The 25,018-nt window shown below is 68.1% G+C and carries 21 protein-coding genes; 17 read left to right on the top strand and 4 right to left on the bottom strand.

Features of this window, described 5'->3' with window-relative positions; genetic code table 11:
* Nucleotides 1-5: 5 nt before the first annotated feature.
* Nucleotides 6-776 carry a tetratricopeptide repeat protein gene (locus LVB77_RS03330; protein WP_232908799.1) on the top strand — a complete coding sequence of 257 codons (771 nt, stop codon included), beginning with the start codon at nucleotides 6-8 and terminating at the stop codon, nucleotides 774-776.
* The gene (locus LVB77_RS03325; protein WP_232908798.1) at nucleotides 776-1,363 is read left to right on the top strand and encodes a hypothetical protein; all 588 of its coding nucleotides are present in this window, start codon (nucleotides 776-778) and stop codon (nucleotides 1,361-1,363) included. Before LVB77_RS03330 ends, LVB77_RS03325 begins: the two co-directional genes overlap by 1 nt.
* A gap of 12 nt (nucleotides 1,364-1,375) precedes the next feature.
* Here LVB77_RS03325 and LVB77_RS03320 read toward each other — a convergent pair whose 3' ends face one another.
* On the bottom strand, nucleotides 1,376-2,713 hold the full coding sequence (locus tag LVB77_RS03320; protein ID WP_232910136.1) for a glutamate--cysteine ligase: 1,338 nt from the start codon (nucleotides 2,711-2,713) through the stop codon (nucleotides 1,376-1,378).
* A gap of 269 nt (nucleotides 2,714-2,982) precedes the next feature.
* Here LVB77_RS03320 and LVB77_RS03315 point away from each other — a divergent pair, with 269 nt between their 5' ends.
* The 4 genes from LVB77_RS03315 to LVB77_RS03300 are packed head-to-tail and all read left to right on the top strand — an operon-like array spanning nucleotide 2,983 to nucleotide 8,310.
* Nucleotides 2,983-4,518 carry a peptide ABC transporter substrate-binding protein gene (locus tag LVB77_RS03315; protein ID WP_232908797.1) on the top strand — a complete coding sequence of 512 codons (1,536 nt, stop codon included), beginning with the start codon at nucleotides 2,983-2,985 and terminating at the stop codon, nucleotides 4,516-4,518.
* A complete protein-coding gene (locus tag LVB77_RS03310; RefSeq protein WP_232908796.1) occupies nucleotides 4,515-5,435 on the top strand; it encodes an ABC transporter permease subunit in 921 nt (306 codons plus the stop codon). The genes LVB77_RS03315 and LVB77_RS03310 overlap by 4 nt, the downstream gene beginning before the upstream one ends.
* Nucleotides 5,436-5,486: 51 nt before the next feature.
* Nucleotides 5,487-7,451, top strand: coding sequence for a S9 family peptidase (locus tag LVB77_RS03305; protein WP_232908795.1), 1,965 nt, complete (start codon nucleotides 5,487-5,489; stop codon nucleotides 7,449-7,451).
* 28 nt (nucleotides 7,452-7,479) lie between these two features.
* On the top strand, nucleotides 7,480-8,310 hold the full coding sequence (locus LVB77_RS03300) for a DUF2007 domain-containing protein (RefSeq protein ID WP_232908794.1): 831 nt from the start codon (nucleotides 7,480-7,482) through the stop codon (nucleotides 8,308-8,310).
* 7 nt (nucleotides 8,311-8,317) lie between these two features.
* Here LVB77_RS03300 and yihA read toward each other — a convergent pair whose 3' ends face one another.
* Nucleotides 8,318-8,941, bottom strand: coding sequence for a ribosome biogenesis GTP-binding protein YihA/YsxC (gene yihA, locus LVB77_RS03295; protein ID WP_232908793.1), 624 nt, complete (start codon nucleotides 8,939-8,941; stop codon nucleotides 8,318-8,320).
* Between the two features lie 198 nt (nucleotides 8,942-9,139).
* Here yihA and LVB77_RS03290 point away from each other — a divergent pair, with 198 nt between their 5' ends.
* From LVB77_RS03290 to LVB77_RS03260, 7 genes are all read left to right on the top strand, one after another.
* Nucleotides 9,140-10,012 carry a c-type cytochrome gene (locus LVB77_RS03290; RefSeq protein WP_232908792.1) on the top strand — a complete coding sequence of 291 codons (873 nt, stop codon included), beginning with the start codon at nucleotides 9,140-9,142 and terminating at the stop codon, nucleotides 10,010-10,012.
* Between the two features lie 157 nt (nucleotides 10,013-10,169).
* Nucleotides 10,170-10,982, top strand: a complete 813-nt coding sequence (locus LVB77_RS03285) for a thiol:disulfide interchange protein DsbA/DsbL (protein WP_232908791.1) — start codon at nucleotides 10,170-10,172, stop codon at nucleotides 10,980-10,982.
* 159 nt (nucleotides 10,983-11,141) lie between these two features.
* Nucleotides 11,142-11,828: a thiol:disulfide interchange protein DsbA/DsbL gene (locus LVB77_RS03280; protein WP_232908790.1), complete on the top strand. Its 687-nt coding sequence runs from the start codon at nucleotides 11,142-11,144 to the stop codon at nucleotides 11,826-11,828.
* A 147-nt stretch (nucleotides 11,829-11,975) separates the two neighbouring features.
* Entirely contained in the window at nucleotides 11,976-12,839 is an 864-nt protein-coding gene (locus LVB77_RS03275) for a thiol:disulfide interchange protein DsbA/DsbL (RefSeq protein WP_232908789.1), read from the top strand.
* 23 nt (nucleotides 12,840-12,862) lie between these two features.
* Nucleotides 12,863-13,627, top strand: coding sequence for an endonuclease/exonuclease/phosphatase family protein (locus tag LVB77_RS03270; protein WP_232908788.1), 765 nt, complete (start codon nucleotides 12,863-12,865; stop codon nucleotides 13,625-13,627).
* 596 nt (nucleotides 13,628-14,223) lie between these two features.
* Complete coding sequence (locus LVB77_RS03265) at nucleotides 14,224-15,261, top strand: radical SAM protein (RefSeq protein ID WP_232908787.1); 1,038 nt, start codon at nucleotides 14,224-14,226, stop codon at nucleotides 15,259-15,261.
* 294 nt (nucleotides 15,262-15,555) lie between these two features.
* Nucleotides 15,556-15,963, top strand: a complete 408-nt coding sequence (locus LVB77_RS03260) for a hypothetical protein (protein WP_232908786.1) — start codon at nucleotides 15,556-15,558, stop codon at nucleotides 15,961-15,963.
* 65 nt (nucleotides 15,964-16,028) lie between these two features.
* Here the strand turns inward: LVB77_RS03260 and LVB77_RS03255 are convergent, their stop codons facing one another.
* Nucleotides 16,029-17,048, bottom strand: coding sequence for a sugar kinase (locus LVB77_RS03255; protein WP_343226218.1), 1,020 nt, complete (start codon nucleotides 17,046-17,048; stop codon nucleotides 16,029-16,031).
* Nucleotides 17,049-17,239: 191 nt separating this feature from the next.
* Here LVB77_RS03255 and LVB77_RS03250 point away from each other — a divergent pair, with 191 nt between their 5' ends.
* The 4 genes from LVB77_RS03250 (at nucleotide 17,240) to LVB77_RS03235 (ending at nucleotide 23,495) form a co-directional block, all read left to right on the top strand.
* Nucleotides 17,240-20,062 carry a TonB-dependent receptor gene (locus tag LVB77_RS03250; protein ID WP_232908785.1) on the top strand — a complete coding sequence of 941 codons (2,823 nt, stop codon included), beginning with the start codon at nucleotides 17,240-17,242 and terminating at the stop codon, nucleotides 20,060-20,062.
* 195 nt (nucleotides 20,063-20,257) lie between these two features.
* The gene (locus tag LVB77_RS03245) at nucleotides 20,258-21,589 is read left to right on the top strand and encodes a hypothetical protein (protein ID WP_232908784.1); all 1,332 of its coding nucleotides are present in this window, start codon (nucleotides 20,258-20,260) and stop codon (nucleotides 21,587-21,589) included.
* The gene (locus LVB77_RS03240; RefSeq protein ID WP_232908783.1) at nucleotides 21,586-22,719 is read left to right on the top strand and encodes a pectinesterase family protein; all 1,134 of its coding nucleotides are present in this window, start codon (nucleotides 21,586-21,588) and stop codon (nucleotides 22,717-22,719) included. Before LVB77_RS03245 ends, LVB77_RS03240 begins: the two co-directional genes overlap by 4 nt.
* A gap of 41 nt (nucleotides 22,720-22,760) precedes the next feature.
* Nucleotides 22,761-23,495 carry a rhamnogalacturonan acetylesterase gene (locus LVB77_RS03235; protein WP_232908782.1) on the top strand — a complete coding sequence of 245 codons (735 nt, stop codon included), beginning with the start codon at nucleotides 22,761-22,763 and terminating at the stop codon, nucleotides 23,493-23,495.
* Nucleotides 23,496-23,619: 124 nt separating this feature from the next.
* Here LVB77_RS03235 and LVB77_RS03230 read toward each other — a convergent pair whose 3' ends face one another.
* Nucleotides 23,620-24,906: a hypothetical protein gene (locus LVB77_RS03230; protein WP_232908781.1), complete on the bottom strand. Its 1,287-nt coding sequence runs from the start codon at nucleotides 24,904-24,906 to the stop codon at nucleotides 23,620-23,622.
* Nucleotides 24,907-25,018 lie beyond the last annotated feature (112 nt).

The raw sequence follows: 25,018 nt of genomic DNA, 5'->3' as shown, positions 1-25,018 counted from the left end.
ACCGTATGCCGTTTCTGGGTTTGGGCGTCCACGTGCTGGTGGCGCTGTTCTTCGCCGTGCATGCGGTACGCAGCGGTCAGGAGCGCTACTGGCTCGGCATCCTCTTCATGTTTCCAGGGCTGGGCAGCGCGATCTACGCGCTGACGATCTGGTTGCCGGAGATGCGTTACAGCCGCCAGGGCGTGGCGCTGGTCGGCGGCGTCAAGCGCGCGCTGGATCCCACTCGCGAACTGCGCGAGGCGCAGAACGCGTTCGAGGACGCGCCCACCACCGACCGCCGCCTGCGCTTGGCCGATGCCCTGCTCGCCAGCAACCGCGCCTCCGAAGCGGCGACGCATTACGAATCCGCGCTCAAGGGCATCCATGCCGACGATCCGGACATCCAGGTGCGACTGGCGCAGGCCTTGCTGGAGTGCGGGCACGCGCCGCGCGCGCGCGAACTGCTGGACGAGCTGATCAAACGCAGGCCCGACTACCGTTCGCCGGACGGCCATCTGACCTATGCGCGCGCGGTCGCGGCTGAGGGCGATCGCGCCAAGGCGCGCGAGGAGTTCGAGACCCTGATCGGCTACAGCAGCGGCTTCGAAGCGCATGCGTGCTATGCGCAGACACTGGCCGACTGGGGCGAAACGGTGGCGGCGCGCGAGTTGTGCGAGCGCACGCTGGCCAAGGCCAAGCGGCTGCCGGCGTATGCGCGGCGCTTGAACAAACCGGCGCTGGATCGGATGGGGCAGTTGACCAAGCGATTGGCCGCCGCCGATCAGAGCGGCCGCTGATGCGGGCGCATTACGGGCTGGCAGTCGCGGCGTTGTGGGCGCTGACCGCCTGCCAGCGCGCGCCGGATCTGTTGCAGGACGCCGCGGCCTTGAACGAAGCGCAGCGGCAGCTGGCCGCGCTGCCGGAATGGCAGGCGCGTGCACCCTTGCTGCACTCGGCGGCGCTCTTCCACAAAGACCAGATCGAACTGGTGCTGGTGGATCCGGCGCAGCCGCAACGGATGCGCATCTATAACTACCGCGACGGCCGCTGGCAGCACGGCGAGGCCACCGAGCACCTGTGTCCGCGATTGGCCGCGACCGGGCTGGCCGGCAGCGATCTGCCGGTGGCGCAACTGCGTTTCGCGACTGTGGCCACGGTCAGCCGGCATTGGTACGAGCGCGCTCGTGGCGTGCCGGGCGCCCTGGACGATCCGGACTACGACCACCTCACCGGCGTGTGGTTCTACACCGACCACGCCGAGCCGGGAACGCCGCGCGCGCCGGGTTGGGCGACGATGCCGATTTCGGGCCAGGGTGGGGCCACGTACGACATCGAGTTCGGCCTGGACGGTTCGGTGCGCAAGTTCGCGCGCGCACCGAACTGAGCCGCGCGCGGGTCAGTACGCGAATTCGGAAAACACCGGGTCGACGCTGCCGCCCCAGGCGCCGTGGAACAGCTCCAGCTTGCGCTCGGCCGGGCTCTGCCCGCGCTCGACGAACTCCAGCAGCGGGTCCAGGTAGATCGATTCGTCGGCGCCGTTGCCGTTGAGCTTGCCGCGCCGCGCCAGGCCGTGCGCGGAAATCTCCAGCGCGCGGCGCGCCAGGTCCAGCACCTTGCCCTCGCGGAACGGCAACTGCAGCGCGTGCTTGGGCACGCCGTCGCGCAGCGCGTGGCGTTCCTCGGAGGTGAAGTCCAGGACCAGGTCCCAGGCCGCGTCCAATGCGCTGGAGTCGTACAGCAAACCGACCCAGAATGCCGACAGCGCGCAGATGCGGTTCCACGGGCCGGAATCGGCGCCGCGCATCTCCAGGTATTTCTTCAGGCGCACTTCCGGGAACGCGGTGGTGGTGTGGTCGGCCCAATCCTTCAGGGTCGGGCGCTGGTCCGGATACGCCGGTAGCTTGGCGTCCATGTAGTCGCGGAAGGACTGGCCGGCGGCGTCGATGTAGCGGCCGTCGCGGTAGACGAAGTACATCGGCACGTCGAGCAGGTAGTCGACGTAGCGCTCGTAACCGAAGCCGTCCTCGAACACGAAATCGAGCAGACCGGTGCGGTCGCGGTCGGTGTCGGTCCAGATGTGCGAGCGGTAGGACATATAGCCGTTGGGCCGGCCTTCGGTGAACGGCGAGTCGGCGAACAACGCGGTCGCGATCGGCTGCAGCGCCAGCGAGACGCGGAATTTCTTCACCATGTCGGCTTCGTCGCGCACGTCCAGGTTGACCTGCACGGTGCTGGTGCGCGTCATCATGTCCAGGCCCAGGCTGCCGACCTTGGGCATGTATTCGCGCATGATCTTGTAGCGGCCCTTGGGCATCCACGGCATCTCGTCGCGGCGCCACTTGGGCTGGAAGCCCATGCCCAGGAAGCCCAGGCCCATCGGCTCGGCGACCGCGCGCACTTCGCGCAGGTGCTGGGCGGCTTCGCAACAGGTGTCGTGCAAGGTCGCCAGCGGCGCGCCGGACAACTCCAACTGACCGGCCGGCTCCAGCGAGACCGAGGCCTGGTCGCGGGTCAGCGCGATCACGCGGCCGTTCTCTTCCACCGGCGCCCAGCCGAACTGGGTCAGGCCCTTGAGCAAGGCCTCGATGCCGCGCTCGCCGTCGAAGGTGGGCGGGCGCAGGTCGTCGGTGCGGTAGCCGAACTTCTCGTGCTCGGTGCCGATCTTCCAGTCGCTGTCCGGACGCACGCCCGAAGCGAGGTACTCGATCAGCGCGGCGCGACCGCCGCTGGCCATCGGCGGAATCGGAACATCCTTGACCTGGCTGGGACCGGACACGCGCACCTCGTTCGTCGACACCCCGCTGCAAGGCGGGATGCCTTGCTCGCACGCCGCCACCGCGACGCGCGGAAGCCGGCGGCGTCCTGCGACGCCCCGGCCCGTACCGTTTCCGGCGATATGCGGCCACTGACCTACAATCACCAGACCCCGGCAGTGTAGCCCTCGCCTTGCGCCGAACAACGTCCGTCCTGCAACGCTATGGTTCGGCCCTGCTACTGGCGCTGATGCCGTGGGCCGTGCCTGCCCAGACCCTGGAACGCGGCAACGGCCCGGAGCCGAGCACGCTGGATGCGCACCGCTGCCAGGAAGTCGCCTGCGGCAACGTGCTGCGCGATCTGTACGAAGGCCTGGTCACCGAGGATGCGCATGGCCGGCTGATCCCGGGCATGGCGCAGCGCTGGTCGGTTTCGGCCGACGGGCGCCGCTGGACCTTCGTCCTGCGCGAGAACCTGCGCTGGAGCAACGGCGAGCCCCTGGACGCGCCGCAGATCGTCGCCAGTTTCCGGCGCGCGTTCGCGCCGGCCACGGCGGCGCCGTTCGGCGAATTGTTCGACGCGCTGGAGAACGCGCAGGCGGTGCAGGCCGGCAAGCAGCCGCCCGCCGCGCTGGGCGTGTCGGCGCCGGATGCGCGCACGGTGGTGTTCCGGCTGCAGCGCAGCGCGTCGCTGCCGGCCTTGCTGACCCTGCCGATCGCGTTTCCGGTGTACCTGCCGGCGGTCGATCGCTATGGCGCCCAGCACACCCGGCCCGGGCATATGGTGTCGAACGGCGCTTACACGCTGTCGGCATGGACGCCGCAGGCGAACCTGCTGGTGGCGCGCAATCCGCGTTTCCACGACGCGGCGCGGGTGGCGATCGCGCAGGTGCGCTTCCACGTCACCGAGGATGCCGCCGCGGAATTGCAGCGCTTCGCCGCCGGCGATCTGGATCTCACCGAAGTGGTGCCGCCGCAACCCTTGAACGCCCTGCGCTCGCGTTTCGGCCAGCGCTTGCGCCTATCGCCCTACCTGGGCGCGTTCTGGCTGGGCATGAACCTGACCCGCCCGCCGCTGCGCGAGTCGCCGCAGCTGCGCCAGGCGCTGTCGCTGGCGATCGACCGCGACAAGCTCACCCGCCACGTGACCGGGCTGGGCGAGACGCCCGCCTACGGCATCGTGCCGCCCGGCATCGCCGGCTACACGCCGGCCGCGACCGCCTGGTCGACGCTGAGCCAGGCGCAACGCGAAGCCAAGGCGCGCGCGCTGTATCGCGCGGCGGGCTATTCCGAGGCGCAGCCGCTGGTGATCGAGCTGCGCTACAACACCTCCACCCCGCACCGCCGGCTGGCGCTGGCGGTGGCGGCGATGTGGCGCCAGACCCTGGGCGTGCAGGTGCGTCTGCGCAACGAGGAGTGGAAGGTGTTCGTGCAGAACCGGCGCCAGCGCGCGATCACCCAGGTGTTCCGCGGCGGCTGGATCGGCGACGTGCCCGACGCGCGTAACTTCCTGGCCGCGTTCGGCAGCGACGGCCCCTTGAACTGGAGCGGCTACGACGACGCCGGTTTCCGCGAGCGCCTCGCGCGCGCCGACGCGGCCAAGAGCGAGGCCGCGCGCAACGCCTGGCTGCACGCGGCCGAGACGCGGTTGCTGGGCGCGGATGCGGTGATCCCCTTGTACTACTACACCTCCAAGCATCTGGTGTCCGAGCGCGTGCGCGGCTACGAGCCCAACGCGCTGGACCGCCACGCCAGCCGCTGGCTGAGCCTGGAGGCCGCGCCTTGAAGCGTTGGGCCGCGCGCCTGCTGGAAGCCGCGATCACGCTGTGGCTGCTGGCCACGCTGTGTTTCGTGCTGCTGCGCGCCGCGCCGGGCGGCCCCTTCGATACCGAGAAGGCGGCGCCGCCGGAAGTGCAGGCCGCGCTGGCCGCGCAATACCGCCTGGACCGGCCGTTGCCGGCGCAGTACGCGGCCTGGCTGGGCGACGTGGTGCGCGGCGATCTCGGGCCTTCGTTCCAGTACCCCGACTATCGCGTCACCCAGCTGATCGCCAATGCGCTGCCGGTGTCGATGCTCAACGGCGGGCTCGCGCTGCTGCTGGCGTTGCTGCTGGGCATTCCGCTGGGCGCCTGGGCCGCGTTGCGCAGCGGGCGCTGGACCGACCGCGGGCTGATGTTCGCGGCCGGCCTGGGGCTGGCGATCCCGAAGTTCGTCGCCGCGCCGTTGCTGGTGCTGCTGTTCGCGGTGACCCTGCACTGGCTGCCGGCCGGCGGTTGGGGCGGTTGGAGCCACGTGGTGCTGCCGGTGATCGCGCTGGCCCTGCCCAACATCGCCTACTGCGCGCGCCTCACCCGCGCCTCGTTGCTGGAAACGCTGTCGGCCGATTATCTGAAGGCCGCGCGTGCGCGTGGCCTATCCGAGTCCCGCCTGCTGCTGACCCACGCGATGAAGCCGGCGCTGCTGCCGGTGGTCGCCTGGCTGTCGCCCGCGCTGATCAACGTGGTCACCGGCTCGGCGGTGGTCGAACAGGTGTTCGGCATCCCTGGCATGGGCCGCTACTTCGTGCAGGGCGCGCTCAACCGCGACTACACCCTGGTGCTGGGCGTGGTGCTGGTGGTGGGTGCATTGATTGTGGCGATCAACGCCATGGTCGACGCCCTGCGCGCGGCGATGGACCCGCGCCTGGGCGATGCGCAGGACTGAAGGCGGTTACCCTGTCGCCGGGGCCGCGCGGTGCGGGCGTACGGAACGGCAATGAACTTCGCAAGCATCTGGGTCGCGGTGCTGGCCGCATCGGTCGCGCTGCCGGCGGCGGCGCAAGTGGACGTGGACGCCTACCTGCGCCGCGATCGCTTCGGCGACATCAAACTTTCGCCCAACGGCGCCTACTACGCCGCCACCATGCCCAGCGCCGAGCGCACCTCGCTGGTGGTGATCCGGCGCGCCGACAAGACCATCACCGCCAAGGTCTCGGGCGTGCCCGATTCGGACATCCACGACTTCGCCTGGGTCAACGACGAGCGCCTGGTCGTGGCCATGGCCGAACGTTTCAGCGCGCTGGAACGGCCCTCGCCCACCGGCGAGCTGTACGCGATCAACGCCGACGGCAGCGGCGGGCGCATGCTGATCGGTCACCGCGACCCCGACCTGGGCATCGGCGCGCAGAGCGTCAAGGTCAACGATTTCCGCGCCGCTTCGTTGATCGACGATCTGCCGCAGGACGAGCGCAACGTGCTGGTGGCGATCCAGACCTACGGCAACACACCCGAGACGCAGGTCGATCGCCTGGACGTCTACACCGGTCGCCGCACCACCGTCGCCACCGCGCCGGTGCGGCGCGCGCGTTTCCTGGCCGATAGCGCCGGCGAAATCCGCTACGCCCTGGGCGCCGGCGACGACAACGCCAGCAAGCTCTACTACCGCGAAAACCGCGACGCCGCGTGGCGGCTGATCAACGACGAGAGCCGCTCGCACCGGGTCGAGCAGCCGCTGGGCTTCGCGCCCGACCGGCGCACCGCCTATCTGCAGGTCGAACAGGACCGGGGGCCGGACGCGATCGTCGCGCTGGATACCTCCAGCGGCGAGCGCAAGCAGGTGTTGCGCGACGACACCGTCGATCCCTACCTCACCGTGTACGCCGGCGACGCGGCGCCGGTGGGCGCGTTGTACATGAAGGACCGACTGAGCAGCGCGTTCTTCGATCCGGCCTCGCCGACGGCCTTGCTGTACCGCAAGTTGGAGCGCGCCTTTCCCGGCCTGGCGGTGCGGGTGGTGTCGAGCACGCGCGACGCGCGCCTGCATCTGGTCTATGCCCACAACGACCGCAACCCTGGCGATTACTTCCTCTACGACGCCACCTCCAAGGAAGCCGACCGCGTCTTCAGCCGCGCCGAGTGGCTGGACCCGAAGGCGATGGCGCCGGTGCGCGCGATCCAGGTGCGCAGCCGCGACGGCCTGGTCCTGCACGGCTACCTCACCCAGCCCGCGACCGCCGCCACGCAGCCGGCGCCGACGGTGGTGCTGCCGCACGGCGGCCCGATCGGCATCTACGACGAATGGGGCTTCGACCGCGACGCGCAGCTGCTGGCCGCGGCCGGCTACACGGTGCTGCAGATCAATTACCGCGGCTCCGGCAACTACGGCCGCGCCTTCCTGCAGGCGGGCGCGCGCGAGTGGGGCGCACGCATGCAGGACGATCTGACCGACGCGACGCGTTGGCTGATCGACCAGGGCATCGCCGACCCCCAGCGCATCTGCATCTACGGCGCCAGCTACGGCGCCTACGCCGCGCTGATGGGCGCAGCGCGCGAACCCGCCCTGTACCGCTGCGCGGTGGGCTACGTCGGCGTGTACGACCTGCCGACCAAGTACGAGGCCAATGCCGACGCCGCCAAATGGATGCGCGCCTGGTCCAACGACTGGATGGGCGCGCCCGCCGACCTGGCGCAGCGCTCGCCCAATCGCATGGCCGACCGCATCAAGGCGCCGGTGTTCCTGGCCGCCGGCGGCAAGGACGAGATCGCGCCGATCAAGCACAGCAAGCTGATGGAGAAAGCGCTGACCGACGCGGGCGTGCCGGTGGAGACGCTCTACTATGGCAGCGAGGGTCACGGCTTTTACGACGAAGACCACCAGCGCACGTTCTATACGCGGCTGCTGGATTTCCTCGCCCGCCATATCGGCGGGGCCCGCGCCTCCGCCGCGCCCGCGCGCGATTGAACGCCCGCCCTACGCCACAGGAGACCGCATGAAAATCGTCTACCGCGCCGCGCATTCCGCCGACGCGCACCTGGTAAGCCAGTTGCTGGAACAGGAAGGCATGACCGCCTTCGTCAGCGGCGGTCTGCTCGAAGGCGCTGCAGGCGGACTGCCGACGGGCGGCCTGGCGACGGTGTCGGTAGCCGACGAACACGCCGAGCGCGCGCGGCAGGTGGTACGCGACTGGGAAAGCATGCCGGTGCCCACCGACGAAGAGAGCTATGAAGGCGATGCGGTCACTCCGCCTCCGCTTCCGCCCGCGCCGCCGCAAGGCCGCGGCGCTTCGCCGCTCCTGTTCGCGCTGATCGGCGCGGTGTTCGGCGCGCTGCTGACCTGGGGCTTCATGCGCATGTCGGTGCAGACGCTGGACACCGACCTCAGCGGCGACGAGGTGCCGGACGAACACGTCGTCTTCGACGGCGATCGCATCGTGCGTGTCGAGACCGATCGCAATCGCGACGGCAATGCTGACGATATCGTGCATTTCGACAAGCAGGGCAGGCCCGCCAAAGTCGCCCAGGATGAGGATTTCGATGGGCGCCTGGAAACGACGACCAGCTACAGCGGGGGCAGTTGGCGTACCACGGTCGCCGACTACGACGCGGACGGCGAGCCCGACTACCGCGCCGACGCCGAGCACGGCGTGCTCGCGAGCGAGGAATGGCGCGACGTCAAGCAGAACGTGGTCAAGCGCATCCGCTACGAAAAAGGCCAGCCGGTGAGCGGCGTATTCGACAGCGACGGCGACGGCGGGCTCGACACCGAGCGCAGCTACGACGCGCGCGGCGAGATCCTCAGCGCGACGCCGATGGGTCGCTAGGCTAGCCTCAAACGGTCGCCGGCGCGGTCAGCCCCAGCCAGCCGCCGACCACCGCGCGCGCTTCGTCGACGCCCTGCTTGGACTCGCCGGAGAAGGTCTGCACGCTGACCGTGTCGCCGTAAGCGGAGAACAGCTCCTTGCGCACCGCCTGCAGCGCCAGCGTCTGCTGGCCGCGGCCGAACTTGTCGGCCTTGGTCAGCAAGGCGTGCGCGGGCAGCCCGCGCGAGACCGCGTAGCCCAGCATCTGGCGGTCGTAGTCCTTGAGCGGATGACGGATGTCCATCACCACCACCAGCCCGCGCAGGGCCTGGCGGGTCTGGAAATACTTGTCGATGAAGGCCTGCCAATGCGCCTGCAGGTCCTGCGGGACTTTGGCGTAGCCGTAGCCGGGCAGGTCGACCAAGTAGCGGTCGGTGCTGGGCGGAATGTCGAAAAACACCAGCTGCTGGGTGCGGCCGGGCGTCTTGGACACCCGCGCCAGCGCGTTCTGCTGGCACAGGGCATTGAGGGCGCTGGACTTGCCGGCGTTGGAGCGGCCGGCGAAGGCGACCTCAAAGCCGCCGTCGGGCGGCAACTGCTTGGGCGTATGCGCCGCCAGCAGGTAGCGGGCGCGTGCGAGGGGATTGGCCATGGGCGCTAGGATCGCACGGAGGCGGTGCCCAACGCCCGTCCGCGCCCTGCTCCGGGCCGTGTTTCGGGCCCGAAACCCCGCGTCCGGGCGCGCTCCGGCGCCGATTCGCGTTGACCCGCCCAGCGCCCGCGACGATAATTCCGAGGTTCCGGCGGCCGCATCGCGGCGCGCCATCCCAGTGTTTCGGAGCCCAGCTACATGAGCCAAGCCCGCGTCCTAGGCATCGTCGGTCTGACCGTTCTGGCGGCTGTCGCCGTCGCTTACGCCCAGCCCACGATCACGCCGATCCCCGACAAGGAGCCGGTCCAGGCCGCGCCGCTGGTCGAGAAGCCGGCCACGTGGGGCGACGTCAAGGCGGGCGCCACCAAGGCCGGCACTTGTGCGGCCTGCCATGGCCTGGACGGCAATCCGACCGATCCGCAGTACCCGCGCCTGGCCGGCCAGAGCGAGCGCTACATCGCCCACCAGATCGCGCTGTTCAAGAGCGGCGAGCGCAATACCGGCATGTCCGCGGCGATGAAGCCGTTCGCCGACGCGCTGACCGCGCAGGACGCGCGCGACCTGGGCGCCTACTTCGCGACCCAGAAGTCCGGCGCCGGCGTGGCCGACGACACCCTGATCACCAGCGGCCCGAACAAGGACAAGAAGTTCTTCGAAGTCGGCCAGCAGTTGTTCATGGCCGGCGACAAGGCCCGCGGCATCCCGGCGTGCATGGCCTGCCACGGTCCCGGCGGCGCCGGCAACCCGGGCCCGGCCTATCCGCACATCGCCGGCCAGCAGGCCGCGTACTCGCAGCGTCGCCTGGAGGAATACCGCGCCGGCACCACCACCCAGCGCGATCCGCACCTGTTCAACGTGATGGCCGGCGTGGCCAAGAACCTCAGCGACGAGGAAATCGGCGCGCTGTCCAGCTACCTGCAGGGCTTGCACGACCGCGCCGACGACTTCGCGGCCGCCGATGCGCCGGCTGCACCGGCCGCTGCCGCGCCTGCCGCCGCTCCGGCTCCGGCCGCGCCCGCTCCGGCGGCGCCGGCCCAGGACGCCGCGGCCAAGCCGGCCGCCGGTACCTGACCAACGGCACGCGGCCGCCGCCGCGCCCGTCCCGAAACGCCGGCCCCAGGGCCGGCGTTTTCGTTTGCGCTTCCGGCACGTACCGGCGCCCGCGAATTCTTCTATCGTGTGCGCCGATGCGGCCCGACCGGGCCGGCCACGGCCCGGAGCCGACCCCATGCCACAGACCCGCCTTGCCCTGCTGCTGCTCGCGCTGCTGACCCTGGGCGCCTGCAAACCCGCCGCCGACACGACACCCGCCGCGTCCACGCCCGCCGCCACCGAGAGTGCGCCGGTCGCCGACGAGCCCGCGATCGCCGACGAACCGGCCGCGACCGGCAAACCCACCGCCGCGCCGGCAGCGGCCGATCAGGCCGCTGCGACGCCTGCCGCCGCCGCAGCCGCTCCGCAGGGCCTGGTCAAGGGCACCGACTACGAACTCATCGACGGCGGCCAACCATTCACACCGGTGCCGGGCAAGATCGAGGTGGTGGAAGTGTTCGGCTACGTCTGCCCGGCCTGCGCCCAATTCCAGCCCATGGTCAACGCCTGGAAGGCCAAGCAGGCCGCCGACGTGCACTTCACCTACGTGCCGGCGCCGTTCGGACCGGAGTGGGAGCCCTACGCGCGCGCCTACTACGTCGCCGACAAGCAGGGCCTGGTCGCACGCAGCCACGACGCGCTGATCCGCGCCATCCACCTGGAGCAGAGCATGCCGGGCGAAGGCGACAAGCCCGACGACGTGGCGATCGGCCGTTTCTACGGCCGCTATGGCGCCGACCCGCAGCAGTTCGTGGCCGCCATGAACAGTTTCGCCACCGTCACCCAGGTCAACCGCGGCAAGCAGTTCATGATGCGCAGCGGCGTCAGCCAGACCCCGACCCTGATCGTTAACGGGAAATACCGGGTGATCGGCACCACTTTCGAGGACATGCTGCGCATTACCGACCTGCTGGTCGCGCAGGAGCGCGCCGCCGCGCCCGCGCGCTGAGCGCCCGCGCGCGGCCGGAACTTCCGCCCGCGACGCCGGTCACATCCCATACTCCTGGTTCGAGACGCCGGCCGTTATGCTTAACGCCGGCGTCTTTTTTTGCCCGGACGCCGCCCGACGAGCGCCCCTACCCCGACCCGATCGCCGCGAGACCCTGCGATGACCTCACGCCCGACTTCGTTCCGCCTGCTCCCCACGCTCGCCGCCCTGGCCCTGAGCGCCCTGCTGCCGCTGGCCGCCTCGGCCGCCGGCAAGAGCGCCGCCCCCGTCCTGGAAGCCGGCCGCGACTACGTCCTGATCGACGACGGCCGCCCCTACGCGCCGGTGAAGGGCAAGATCGAAGTGGTCGAGGTGTTCGGCTACACCTGCCCGCATTGCGCGCACGCGCAGCCGGCGATCGACCGCTGGAAGGCCAAGCTGCCCAAGGACGTGAGCTTCGTCCCGGTGGCGGCGCCGTTCGGCGGCTACTGGCAGCCCTACGCCAAGGCCTACTACACCGCGCAGTCGATGGGCCTGGTCGCCAAGACCCACGACGCCGTGTTCAAGGCGCTGCACGAAGAGCAGAGCCTGCCGATCAACAACGCCTCGTCCTCGGAGATCGCCAACTTCTACGCGCGCTACGGCGCCGACGCCGGCAAGTTCGCCGCCGCCATGGACAGCCAGGCGATCGAGGACAAGCTCGACAGCGTGCGCGCGTTCTTGACCCGCAGCGGCGTCGAAGGCACCCCGACCTTCATCGTCGCCGGCAAGTACCGCGTGACCGGCGGCAGCAGCCTGGAAGAAGTGCTGCGCATCACCGACGGCCTGGTCGCGCAGGAACGCAGCCGCGGCAAGAGCAAGCGCTGACGCGCGACGGCCGCCCGCGCCGTCCCGTCTACACTCCGCGTTCAGCGCGCCGGCCGTTATCCTGACGGCCGACGCATTCCACGGTGTCGCGCCGGCCCGCCCGGGCGCACACCCATCCCATCCGACCGTTTTGTGGAGATTCGATCCATGACCCCGCGCCTGGCCCCGTCGTACCGCTACCCCGTCCTGTTCGCCGCGCTGTTCGCGCTGGCCGCCTGCAACCAGCAGCAGGAAACCGCCGCGCCCACGGCCGACGTCGCCGCGCCGTCCGCCGAGGCCGCGCCCGCCAACGCCGTGCCGGGCCAGCCCGCGCAGGTCGAGGCCGCGCCCGAGATCGTGCCCGCCGCCACCGCCACGCCGCCCAGCGGCCCGGCGCCGGTCGTCGGCACCGACTACGTCGAAATCCCGGGCGGCACGCCGTACGCGCCGGTCGCCGGCAAGATCGAAGTCGTCGAAGTGTTCGGCTACACCTGCCCGCACTGCGCCGAGTTCGAACCGCTGATCAATTCCTGGCGCGCCAAGCAGACCGCCGACGTCAACTTCGTGCCGGTCGCCGCGCCGTTCGGCGGCTACTGGATGCCGTACGCCAAGGCCTTCTACACCGCCGAATCGATGGGCCTGGTCTCGCGCAGCCACGACGCCATGTTCCGCGCCGTGCACCTGGAGCGCAGCATGCCGGTCAACGGCGTCAAGCCGGTCGACTTCGCCGAGTTCTACGCCAAGTTCGGCGCCAACAAGCAGCAGTTCGAAAGCACCTACGCCAGCTTCGCGATCGACGCCAAGCTCAAGCGCGCCGAGACCTTCCTCAGCCGCAGCGGCGTGGAGTCCACCCCGAACCTGGTGGTCGACGGCAAGTACCGCGTGATCGGCAAGAACTTCGACGACATGCTGCGCATCGCCGACCACCTGGTCGCGCAGGAACGCGCCGCGCGCGCCGGCGGCGCCGCCGCTCCGGCCGCCGAAGGCGCGGCCGCACCCGGCGCCACCCCGGCGGCTCCGGCCGCGCAGTAAACGCGCCCATGGACCCGGCCGGCATGGACGATCAGCGCAGACGCCTGCGCCTGCTCAGCGCAAACATCCAGGCCGGGTCCAGCACGCGCCGTTACAGCGATTACGCGACCCGCAGTTGGTCGCACGTGCTGCCCGCCGGCAACAAGCGCGGTAGCCTCGACACCATCGCCCAGCTGGCCGGCGAGCACGACATCGTCGGCCTCAACGAAAGCGACCCGGGCAGCCTGCGCTCGGGCTTCACCAACCAGACCCACTACCTGGCCCAGCGCGCCGGCTTCGACTACTGGAGCCACCAGCCCAATCGCCGCGTCGGCAGCGTCGCCTCCAGCGCCAACGGCCTGCTCAGCAAGCTCGAACCGCGCGAAGTCATCGACCATCCGCTGCCCGGCCGGGTCAAGGGCCGCGGCGTGCTGATGGCGCACTTCGGCGACCACGACGACGCGCTGACCGTCGCCGTCGCGCACCTGTCCCTGGGCGCGGGTTCGCGCGCCTCGCAGCTGGCCTTCATCGCCGAACTGCTGCACGACCATCCGCACGCGGTGCTGATGGGCGATTTCAACTGCTCGATCGAACAACCGGAAATGCGCACGCTGTTCCAGCGCACCCGCCTGCAACCGCCCGAAGCCGCCCTGCCCACCTTCCCCAGCTGGCGCCCGCAGCGCGCGATCGACCACATCCTGATCGGCGACGGCCTGCGCTGCTCCTCCGCGCGCGCGGTGCCGGCGGCGCAATCCGATCACCTGGCGCTGTCGCTGGAACTCGAAGTGCCGGATCACGCGCTGCGCTGAGGCACGAGTCACCTCATCGATTCCGACCGAACTGCAGCACTGCGCTTGCGCAGGCCTACGATCACAGCGATTGCGCCCGATGTCTGCGCACTCGTGTTCATCCGGCACTCATCGAATCGCATCTGCACCTGTCGCCAGTGGAAACTCGAGCGTTTCTCAGCTTCCAGCTGCCGATGCGCATGCCACCGATAGACGCTTTATGGCCATTAGTCGCACAAGCGCTGGGGACATATTGCGCAAGCAGCGCTGCCACCTGAAATTTGGCCGTTGACTTCCCTCGAATCGCAGCACTAGGTTGGTCGCGTCAATCCAGGAGGACGTCCATGACTCCGCTGCAACCAGAGCAGATTGCACTAGCCTCCGATGCCAGCGTTCTCATCCAGTCTAGCTACTGGGAGAACGAGCTTCGTGAGCTTGACCCGATACTTTTCGCGGGCTCCGTAAATGGCAACTGCCAGAACGACAGCTGCAGAGACTCGACCAACAACAACGTATGCAACAACTACACCGATTGCGCAGGATCAACTAACAAGACGTCTTGTATTGTCAACAACGACTCGGAACAGCCCACCGGACCTTGAGATCTAGAGGCAGACATGACCACTATCTCAAAGACTAAGGTTGCGCTCAGTCTTGACTCTCGCATCCTTGAGCTGATTCTCCTGCCTACAGAAAAGTGCAACTTCCGCTGCAGCTACTGCTATGAAGATTTCGAACTCGGGAAGATGCCGGAATACGTGAGGAACGGAATCAAGAACTTGATAAGACACAGAGCCGACTCTATCAAGATCCTGAAGTTGTCCTGGTTCGGTGGAGAGCCGCTACTCGCCTCAGATGTGATTCTTGATATAGCAAATTTCGCGAAAGACGTTGCCGAATCGAATGATTTCGTCGTAACAGGCGGCTTGACCACCAACGGCTATCTCCTAACGGAGAACACTGTGAAACGCCTATCGCAAGTGAACCATCGCTCATACCAAATCACGCTCGATGGCGACCGGGAAGAACACAACCGCACACGTCTTCGCGCTGACGGCCGGGGAACTTTCGATGAGATTTGGAACAACTTGATTCGCATGGCAGAGATCGATGAGTCGCTCGACGTGACCTTGCGAATTCATGTATCCAACAGCAACCAGGATTCAATCAATCGCCTATTGAATCGAATCAACGATCAGCTGGCCTACTGTGGAAAGTTCCGAATTCATTTTCATCGAATCAGTAACCTCGGCGGCGACGGCGGGAAGAGCGTTACCGAGCTGCCATGGAGCGAGTACAAACGTATTCTCAATGATCTGAGTAGCCGGACTTCTGTACAGGCGAGTTCTGAGGTCGTTCTCTCGGAAGAAGGCGAAATCTGCTACGCGGCAAAACCGAACTCACTCCTCATTCGATCCGATGGGAGAGTAGGCAAGTGTACGGTGGCTCTTTCAGACCCTCGGAATGATGTAGGCGTTTTGGCGGAGGACGGCACGATCCAATTCAGCAACGAGCGGCTCAGGCTATGGTTCGAGGGCTTTCGAAGTTTCGATCCGGACACACTCGGCTGCCCGTTGTCCACACTCCCGCATCTGAACGAGCACGCAAATCCCTTTGCGCGACCGATAGAACTTGCACTCGTAGGGGAGCACTGAAGATGTTCATAGATCCATCACTCATATCCATCACCGCTTCCGGCATACCAACGGTTGCGGGAGGCACGAACCTGTCTTGGCTGGACATAGATGCAGACGAGTTGATTCGTTCAGCCATGTACGCGGCCACGAACCCGGGCTGCCAGAATTCAAGTGACTGCAAAGGCACGACCAACGACGGGAGTTGCTCCAACGACCTTCAGTGCGGCGGCTCGTCGAACGGCAACTGCCACAATCTTGGATCTTGTTTCGTCGATTCCGACCCACCGACTGGCCCATAGAGAGGCGCATGCAATGAACCGTAGGAATTTTGTGCAAGGCCTGGCGTTAATTGCCGCGTCCATGGCGGCGCCTTTGGCCATCGCGGACACCTCCTCCAAGACACCTGAACAGGTCGCAACGCCTCAAGCTGCACAGTCATTCCGGAAGGTCGCGGTGGTCGAATGCACGATCGTCGACATGGTGAATGGCAAACAACGGGTGGTCTCTATCGAAAACTCCGAACCAGTCGTGATAAAGGAGAGTAGCGAACCTTTTGCGATATCCATAAACGAACACAGCGATGATCTTCTGTCCATGACGATCTACACGCTGCGCAATGGTCGAATGACGAAAGAACAAAGGACTTACATTGGCCAGAACAGCACGCAGATCCTTAAGAAGAAGGGAGTGGTGCTCCAGTTCGTCACGCATGGCACTTAAGTACGCTAGGCACTCCAGCACCGTTGCTTTCCTTTACGATGTTCCGGTAGCTTGCGCCGTCCGCTTCAACGCCGCACGTGATAGCCGTCCTGGGCCACGAAGGCCTGCACGTCCTGCGCGTCGAACAGCGCGAAGTCGCCCGGCACGGAGTGCTTGAGGCAGGCCGCGCCCCAACCGAACTGCAAGCTGTCCTGCGCGTCCAGGCCGACGAGCGCGCCGTGCAGCACGCCGGCGGCGAAGGCGTCGCCGGTGCCGATGCGGTCGACGATCGCGCTGAGCTCGCACACCGGGGTGCGCGCGACGAAGCCGTCGCGATCCAGCGACAAGGCCGCCAGCGATTGGCGGTCGACGCTGTGCTGCACGCGCACGGTGCTGGCCACGCGCCGCAACTGCGGGAAGGCCGCGAACGCCGCGCGCGCGGCGGCGTCGAACCGCGCCTCGGCGTGCTCGGCCTCGGCCTGGTAGCCCAGCGCGACCGCGATGTCGCGGTGGTCGGCGAACAACCAGTCGGCCTGCGCCATCAGTTCACGCAGGATGCCCGCGGCGTCGCCATCCCAGGCCTGCCATAGCTTGCCGCGAAAGTTGCCGTCGAAGCTCACCCGCACGCCGGCACTGCGCGCGGCGCGCGCAGCCGCAATCGCGGTGTCGGCGCAGGCCTGGCCCAGGGCCGGGGTCACGCCGGACAGATGCAGCCAGTCCGCGCCGGCCAGCAACGCCGGCCAGTCGTAGGCATCCGCGTCCGCACGCGCGAAGGCCGAGTCGGCGCGATCGTAGAGCACGCTGCTGGGACGATGGCCGGCGCCGGTTTCCAGGAAGTACAAGCCCATGCGGCCGGGCGCGGCCTCGACGGCACGGGTGTCCACGCCTTGGCGGCGCAGTTCGGCCACGGCCGCGGCGCCCAGCGTGTTGTCGGCGACGCGGCCGACCATGGCTGCGTCATGGCCGTAGCGGGACAGCGCCACGGCCACATTAGCCTCGGCACCGCCGACGTGGACCTGTAAGGCCGGGGACTGCAGCAGGCGCTCATGGCCGGGCGCCCCCAGGCGCAGCAGCAGCTCGCCGAAACACACTATGCGTTGACCCATTCCACCCTCTCCGTGCCGGCCCCGCCGGCCCCCTGAATATCCGATTGCGCACCGCAGCATGATGTTGGCCCGAGCTTTTGCTAGGGTTTTGACCAGCGGTGTCATTTCACTGTCAGAGACACCATAGCAAGCGCTACAAGCTAGTCAATAAGCGCTTTATAGCCGTCGGACCACTTTGGGAGGGGATCCTGATGCAATCGCAGCGCGCGGCAAAAAAGACACCGGTTACCGTTCTAGCGGGCGCCATCGCCTTGGCGCTGCAGATGGCGCCGGCGGTCGGGTTCGCGCAACAGGCGGCGGCCACACCCGCCGCCGCCACGCCGCAACAAGAGCAAGACGGCAGCGCCGCCCCGGCCGCCGACAGCGCCAAGGATCTGGAGACGGTCACCGTGACCGGCTTTCGCGGCAGCCTCGAGCGCGCGCTGGACATCAAGCGCGGCGAAGTCGGCGTGGTCGATGCGATCGTCGCCGAGGATATCGCCGACTTCCCCGATCTGAACCTGGCCGAATCGCTGCAGCGCATTCCGGGCGTGTCGATCGCGCGCGATGCCGGCGAGGGTCGGCAGATCTCGGTGCGCGGCCTGGGCCCGGATTTCACCCGCGTGCGCATCAACGGCATGGAGGCGCTGACCACCACCGGCGGCACCGACAGCTCCGGCGGTGCCAACCGCGGCCGCGGCTTCGACTTCAACGTGTTCGCCTCCGAGTTGTTCAACAGCCTCAAGGTGCGCAAGACGGCATCGGCCGAGGTCGAGGAAGGATCGCTGGGCGCGACGGTGGACCTGCAGACCGCGCGCCCGTTCGATTACGAGGGTTTCACCTTCGTCGCCGGCGGCCAGGTCGGTTACAACGATCTGTCCGGCGACACCGACCCGCGCGCGTCGGCGCTGATCAGCAACACCTGGGGCGACGGCCGTTTCGGCGCGCTGCTGTCGGTGGCCTACACCGACCGCCGCCTGGTCGAAGAAGGCCACAGCACGGTGCGCTGGGACAACGGCCCCAGCAGCGGCGGCTTCAGCGCAACCTCGCCGTTCGCCGCCGCGCGCGGTGCCGGCGTGTTCCATCCGCGCATTCCGCGCTATGGCGTGCTCGAACACGACCAGCAGCGCCTGGGCGTGACCGGCGCGCTGCAATGGAAGGTCAGCGACCGCACCGATGTCGGACTGGATCTTCTGTACGCGAAGTTCGACGCCACCCGCACCGAGAACTTCATCGAAGCGGTGTCGTTCAGCCGCACCGGCACGGGCAAGCCGCAGACCGCGGTGCTGGACGGCGAGGTCGACGCCAACGGAAATCTGGTCTACGGGCGATTCAACAACGTCGACGTGCGCTCGGAAGCGCGTTACGACGAACTCAACACCAAGTTCACCCAGTTCAGTTTCTACGCCGATCACGAGCTCACCGACGACTTCAAGCTGCATGCGCAGGTCGGCCGCGCCAAATCGGAGTTCAACAACCCGATCCAGACCACGATCACGCTGGATCGTCAGAACGTGCAGGGCTACAGCTACGATTACCGCGGCAACGACCGCCTGCCGGTGATCGACAACGGTTTCGACGTCACCGATCCGAGCCAGTGGACCTTCGTCAACGGCGTGTCGGAAATCCGCCTGCGTCCGCAGTTCGCCAGCAACACCTACGACACCGCGCAGCTCGATTTCGCCTGGAACCTCGCGCCCTCGTTCAAGCTCAAGGGCGGTGCGCAGTTCAAGGAATACAGCTTCGAGAGCCGCGAGTTCCGCCGCGCTTCGGAACTGGTGACGCCGGCGCTGCCGGCCGGCACCACGCTGGCGGACCTGACCAAACGGATGGGCTTGGAGAACACGCGCGTCGGTTCGGGCAACGATTCGGTCTGGCTGATACCGGACATGGATGCGTTCAATCGCGCGTTCGGCCTGTACAGCAACACCGGCATCTTCACCGTCAGCAACACCGTGGCCGCGGTGCTGGGCAACAACCGCAGCGTCACCGAGCGCGACCAGGGTTTCTACCTGCAGGGTGACTTCAACACCCAGATCGGCGCCATCCCGATCAGCGGCAACATCGGCGTGCGCCAGGTCGACACCAAGCAGACCTCGACCGGTTACGCCATCGTCGGCGGCGTGCCGGTGCAGACCACGGTGCAGCGCAGCTACGACGACACCTTGCCGTCGCTGAATCTGGTCGCCGACCTCAGCCCCGATTTCCTGGTCCGCTTCGGCGCGGCCAAGGTGATGTCGCGGCCGGGCCTGGGCAACCTGACCCCGGGCGTCACCGTCAATGTCAGCGGCGGCGCGCGCACGGTCAACGGCGGCAATCCCTTGCTGGAGCCGTTCCGCGCCAAGACCTACGACCTGAGCTTCGAGTGGTACTTCGCCGATGAGGCGCTGCTGGGCCTGGGCCTGTTCTACAAGGACATCGATACCTTCGTGCAGACCTCGCGCGAAACGCGTCCCTACAACACCTCCGGCCTGCCCGACAGCCTGCTCGCGGGCACCGGCGCGCAACCGACCGACGATTTCCAGTTCAATATTCCCGTCAACACGCCCGGCGGTACGCTCCAGGGTTTCGAGCTCAGCTATCAGCAACCCTTCACCTTCCTGCCCGAGGGCTTCTGGCAGGACTTCGGCGTGCAACTCAACTACACCTACGTCGATTCCAAGATCCAGTATGTGACCTCGACCGGTGCCTCGTCGCTGAAGACCGACCTGCTAGGGCTGTCCAAGAACGCCTACAACGCCACGCTGTATTACGAGGGCGAACGTTTCGGTGCGCGCGTGTCGGCGTCCTACCGCGACGATTATCTGACCACCGTCCCGGGCCGCAACAACAACGACGTCGAAGGCACCAAAGCCACCACTACTATCGACATGTCGGCCTCCTGGAAGCTCAACGAACGCATCGAGCTGACGCTGGAGGGTTTGAACCTCACCGACGAGTACAACGACCAGTGGGTGGACTCGCGCGGCGACCGCGCTTCGGTCTATCACCATACCGGCCGCCAGTACTTCCTCGGCATTCGCTACAAGCTGTGACCGCGCGCTGAGCGCGGTGCCGGCCGTGCGGATACGCGCGACCGAGATCCGATACACCGCAACGGCGCCGCTGCGAGACCGCGACACACCGACGAACCCCGGCGGATGCGGGACCCCAGGTCCCGCCCAGCAGCTTCGCGCCGGCCGATCACGCGTTCGTCGCCCATCGACCGCGTCACCACCGGGAGTTCCAGGATGAACGACAAGAGACATGCATGGTGGGCCGGCCTCGTGCTGGCCGCGCTCTCGACCACGCTGCACGCCCGCCCCAAAGCCACCGAGGTGCTGCCCGCCAACGACGGTTGGGCGTCCTTGCCTACCGCGGCGCTGCCACAGGGCACCACCGGCGGCTCGGCCGCCGCGCCCGAACGCGTGCATACCGTGCGCGATCGCAACGAACTGGTCGCGGCCCTGGCCTATCCGGATCCGACCCCGAAGATCGTACGCATCGTCGGCCGCATCGACGCCAACACCGACGCGGAAGGGCGCGCACTGTCATGCGACGACTACGCGCGCCCGGACCCGCAGACGGGAACGCCCTATACGCTGGCCGCTTTCCTGGCCACCTACGATCCAGCGACCTGGGGACGCGTCACCCCCTCCGGCGCATTGGAGCGCGCGCGCGCGGCATCGGCCGCCGCGCAGCAGGCGCGTGTACGCATCCGCATCCCTGCCAACACCACCGTGGTCGGCGTGGGCCGCGACGCCAGCCTGCACGGCGCCTGGTTCGACATCCGTCCGGGCAGCAGCAGCGGCAATCAGCCGATGAACGTGATCGTGCGCAACCTGAGCTTTCAGGACAGCTACGACTGCTTTCCGCAGTGGTCGCCCAACGACGGCGCCGAGGGCAACTGGAATTCGGCCTACGATGCGATCTCGGTGCGCAACGCCACCCATGTCTGGATCGACCGCAACGAGTTTCGCGACGCGGTCACCGACGACGCCAGCTTGCCCAGCTATTTCGGTCGTCTGTATCAGATCCACGACGGACTGGTGGACGTGACCAACGAGTCCGACCTGGTCACCGTGTCCTGGAATCGCTTCGCCCGGCACGACAAGGCCATGCTGATCGGCTCCTCCGATAGCGCCACGGCGGATCGTGGGAAGCTACGGGTCAGTCTGCATCACAACTTGTTCCACGACCTGGGCCAGCGCGTGCCGAGAGTGCGTTACGGACAGGTGCATGTGTACAACAATTTGTATGTCGTCGGCGCCGAGGGCGCGTCGCGTTATGCCTACAGCTGGGGCGTGGGCGTGGAGTCGCAGATCTACGCCCAGAACAATCATTTCCTGGTCGATCGCGCGCTCACGTCGGAGGTCTTCGTCGACCGCCTCAACGGCAGCCGCATCCAGGCGCGCGGCACCTTGCGCAACGGCTGGCCGGCGGATCCGGTGGCAGCCTACAACGCGACTAACGACATCGACCTCGTCGACGCGGTGGATTGGACGCCCACGCTGTATCGGCGCATCGATCCGACCTGGAGCGTGCCGCTGCTGGTGTTGTTCGGCGCCGGCCCGCAGCAATGACCGGTCGCGATGCGTCCGCGGCGATCGGACGTCGCCGCTTCCTGCGAGGCGCGCTCTACGCATCCGTGGCCACGTTGGCGCCCAGCGTCGCGGCGCGCGAGGCTGCGGAGATCCATGCCGTCGTCGGCAAGGCCGCGGGCCGGTACGCGGCGCCGGTGTTCGGCTCGGTGCAGGCGGCGCTGGACGCGGCGCCGCGCGAGGGGCTGCGTCCTTTCCGCATCCTGATCGGGCGCGGCGTCTGGCGCGAGAAGCTGGTGATCGACAAGCCATGGATCCACCTGATCGGCGAGGACCGCGCCGGCAGCGTGCTCAGCTACGACAGCGCCGCCGGCATGAGACGCGCCGACGGCCAGCCCTGGGGCACCTGGGGCTGCGCCAGCCTGACGGTACGCGCGGCCGACTTCCGCGCCGAGCGCCTGAGCATTCGCAACGATTTCGACTATGTCGGCAATCTGCGCGCGCCCAGGTTCGAAGCGATCGGCCCCAACGGCGCGCAGGCGGTGGCGCTGATGTTGGACCGTGGCGCGGAGCGCAGCGTCTTGCACGAAGTCGACCTGATCGGCCATCAGGACACACTGTTCGCCGAGGCCGGACGCAGCTGGTTCCGGCGCTGCCGCGTCGCCGGCAGCGTCGATTTCGTTTTCGGCGGCGGCAACGCCTTGTTCGAGGAATGCACCCTGCATTCGCGCTATCGGCCCGACAAGCAGCGCCAGGGCTATGTCGCGGTCCCGTGCACGCCCAGCGCCCAGGCCTACGGGCTGAGTTTTCTGCGCTGCCGGCTGACCCGCGACGCCGAGGTTCCCGATGCCAGCGTGGCGCTGGGTCGCGCCTGGCGGCCGGGGCGCACGCTTCCCGACGGCAAGTACGGCGATCCCGATGCGGTCGGCGCGGCGGTGTACCTGTCGTGCTGGATGGACGCGCACATCGACCCGCTCGGTTGGGACGCGATGGCCTACACCGCGCGCGACGGCAGCCGGACGATGCTGGAGCCGCTGGCAGCGCGGCTGTACGAACACGACAGCCGCGGCCCAGGCGCGGCGCGCACGCCGCAACGCCGTCGGCTGGATCGCGCGGCGGTGTTGCGCCATCAGCGCGAACGCGTGCTCGGCGACTGGCTGCCGCAAGCATGAGGCCGGCGAGCTTACGCAGGTCGTGGCACGCGCTGGCGCTGATGCTGGTATCGAGCATCGCCTTCGCCAGTGCCGCCAGCGCCGCCGCGCCCACCGCCGTGACGCTGCACTTGGCCGGCGATTCGACCATGGCCGAGAAGCGCAGCGAGAAACGTCCGGAAACCGGTTGGGGCGAGCGCTTGGCCGAACGCTTTCGACCCGACACCGTGCAAGTGCGCAACCTGGCCATGAACGGCCGCAGCACCCGCACCTTCATCGCCGAAGGGCGCTGGCAGGCGCTGCTGGACGACGTCGTTGCCGGCGATTACGTGCTGATCCAGTTCGGTCACAACGATCAGTCGCGCGACAAGCCCGATCGCTATACGCCGCCTGCCGACTACGTGCGCAACCTGACGCGCTTCATCGCCGAGGTGAGGGCGCGTGCGGCCACGCCGATCCTGCTCACGCCGGTATCGCGGCGGCGCTTCGATCCGCAAGGGCGGTTGCAGGACAGCCACGGCGACTACCCAGGACTGGTGCGCGCGCTCGCGGCGCGCGAGCACGTGCCCTTGATCGATCTGGAACGACGCAGCCAGGCGCTGCTGCAGGAAGCCGGCGTGGACGGCTCGCGCCGTTGGTTCCTGCAGCTCGCACCGGGCGCGCACCCGAACTATCCGGGCGGCGTCGAGGACAACACCCACTTCTCGCCGCTGGGCGCGGCGCGTATCGCCGACGAGTTCGCCTGGGCGCTGCGAGCATCCGGGCTGCCCCTGGCCGCACTGTTGCGTGAGGACTGACGGTACGTCGTCGTGCCGTCGCGCCCTTCCACACGGCAATGCTGTCCATCGGACGGCGCGCAGGGCGCGTTCGGGTTTTCGCCAGCGGCCGTCTCGCACATGCGTGCGGACGCGCGACTGCCGATCACTTCAACGGCGCACGCCGCGGCAAGGGCTTGAGCGGTTCCATGGTCGCCAGGTCCCAGTCTTCCGGTACGAAGCTCTGCTTTGTCGGCGCATGCCGCGGATAACCGCCGACCTCGTTCTCGCTGTCGATGATCTTGCCGCGTCCCTCGATGGTGTCGGCGAGGATGCGACGGTCGATGTCGTCGCGGTCCCAGGGCCGCGCGCCGGCGTTGGCGATCACCGCGTCCTGCACCTGCGACGACGGCAGCAGGCGTACGCCGAACGGCACCGGCGGCGCCTGGCGCGGATGGCTCACGCGCACCGGCGTGGTGGTGTAACGGCCTTCCTGCGGCAGCGCGCGCCCGAGGCGATCGACCGCCAGATTGTCCTCGGCGTAGTACTCGACGTCGCCCGAGCCGCCGACCATGAACAAGGCCAGTTCCTGCGTGGAGGGCCCGGCGCGCATCACATTGCCGCGCGCCACCATCTGTCCGCTCGAATACGGGTGACCCAACCACTCCTCGGCGATCAGGTTGTAGTGCAGCGCGCGCTGCCCCGGGTCGTAGATCAGGTTGTTGATGACCTGACCGCGCGCGCCGCCCTTGAACAGCGGATTGCGCTCGTAGTTGTGCGCGTAGAGGTTGCCGACGATCAGCACGTCGTTGACGTGGTCGTGGATCAGCGAGCCCTTGGAGTGCTCGCCCTTGGCGTGGGTGGCGTTGGCCAGGCCTTCGGCCAGCAGGTTGTTGCTGAAGGTGATGCGGCGCGAGGCGTTTTGCATCCACTCGCGCTCGCTTTCGCCGTGGAAGCGCGTGCTGGACGCCGACAGATTCTCGTCGGTGGCCCAGGTCAGCGAGCAATGATCGACGATCACGTCGCGCGCGCCGCGCACGGTGGTGATGGCGTCGAAGTCCACGCCGGCCATCTTGCCGGCGCCGGCTTCGCCCGGACGCACCCGGATATGCCGCACGACCACGTCGTGGGTGGCGATGATCAATCCGCCGCGGATGAAGCTGATGCCCGGCTGCGGCGCGGTCTGCCCGGCGATGGTGAGATAGGGTTCGCTGATCCGTACCTCCTGCCGCTGCAGGTCGATCACGCCGCCGACCTCGAACACGACGATGCGCGGCCCGGTCGCGGCCACGGCCTCGGCGAAGGAACCCGGCCCCGACGCGGCGAGTGTGGTCACGCGGATGATGCGGCCGCCACGGCCGCCTGGCGTGTGCGCGGCCCAGCCCTGCGCGCCCGGGAACGCCAGCGCCGCGCCGTCGGGCGCCTCGGCGGCGGGCACGCCGGTTGCGGCCATCAAGGCGAGCAGCCCTGCCGCCAGCCAGGCCCAATGCCGTCCGCGCCTCGGCGGCGCCTCTGCCGCGGCGCGCTCGCACCCTGCTTTTTGGCTCATCGACCTGTCCCCATCG

It is taken from the genome of Lysobacter sp. 5GHs7-4, from assembly GCF_021284765.1.
Classification (GTDB): Bacteria; Pseudomonadota; Gammaproteobacteria; order Xanthomonadales; family Xanthomonadaceae; genus Lysobacter.
The sequence above is the reverse complement of the archived record's forward strand: the minus strand, read 5'-3'. Positions and strand labels throughout refer to the sequence as shown.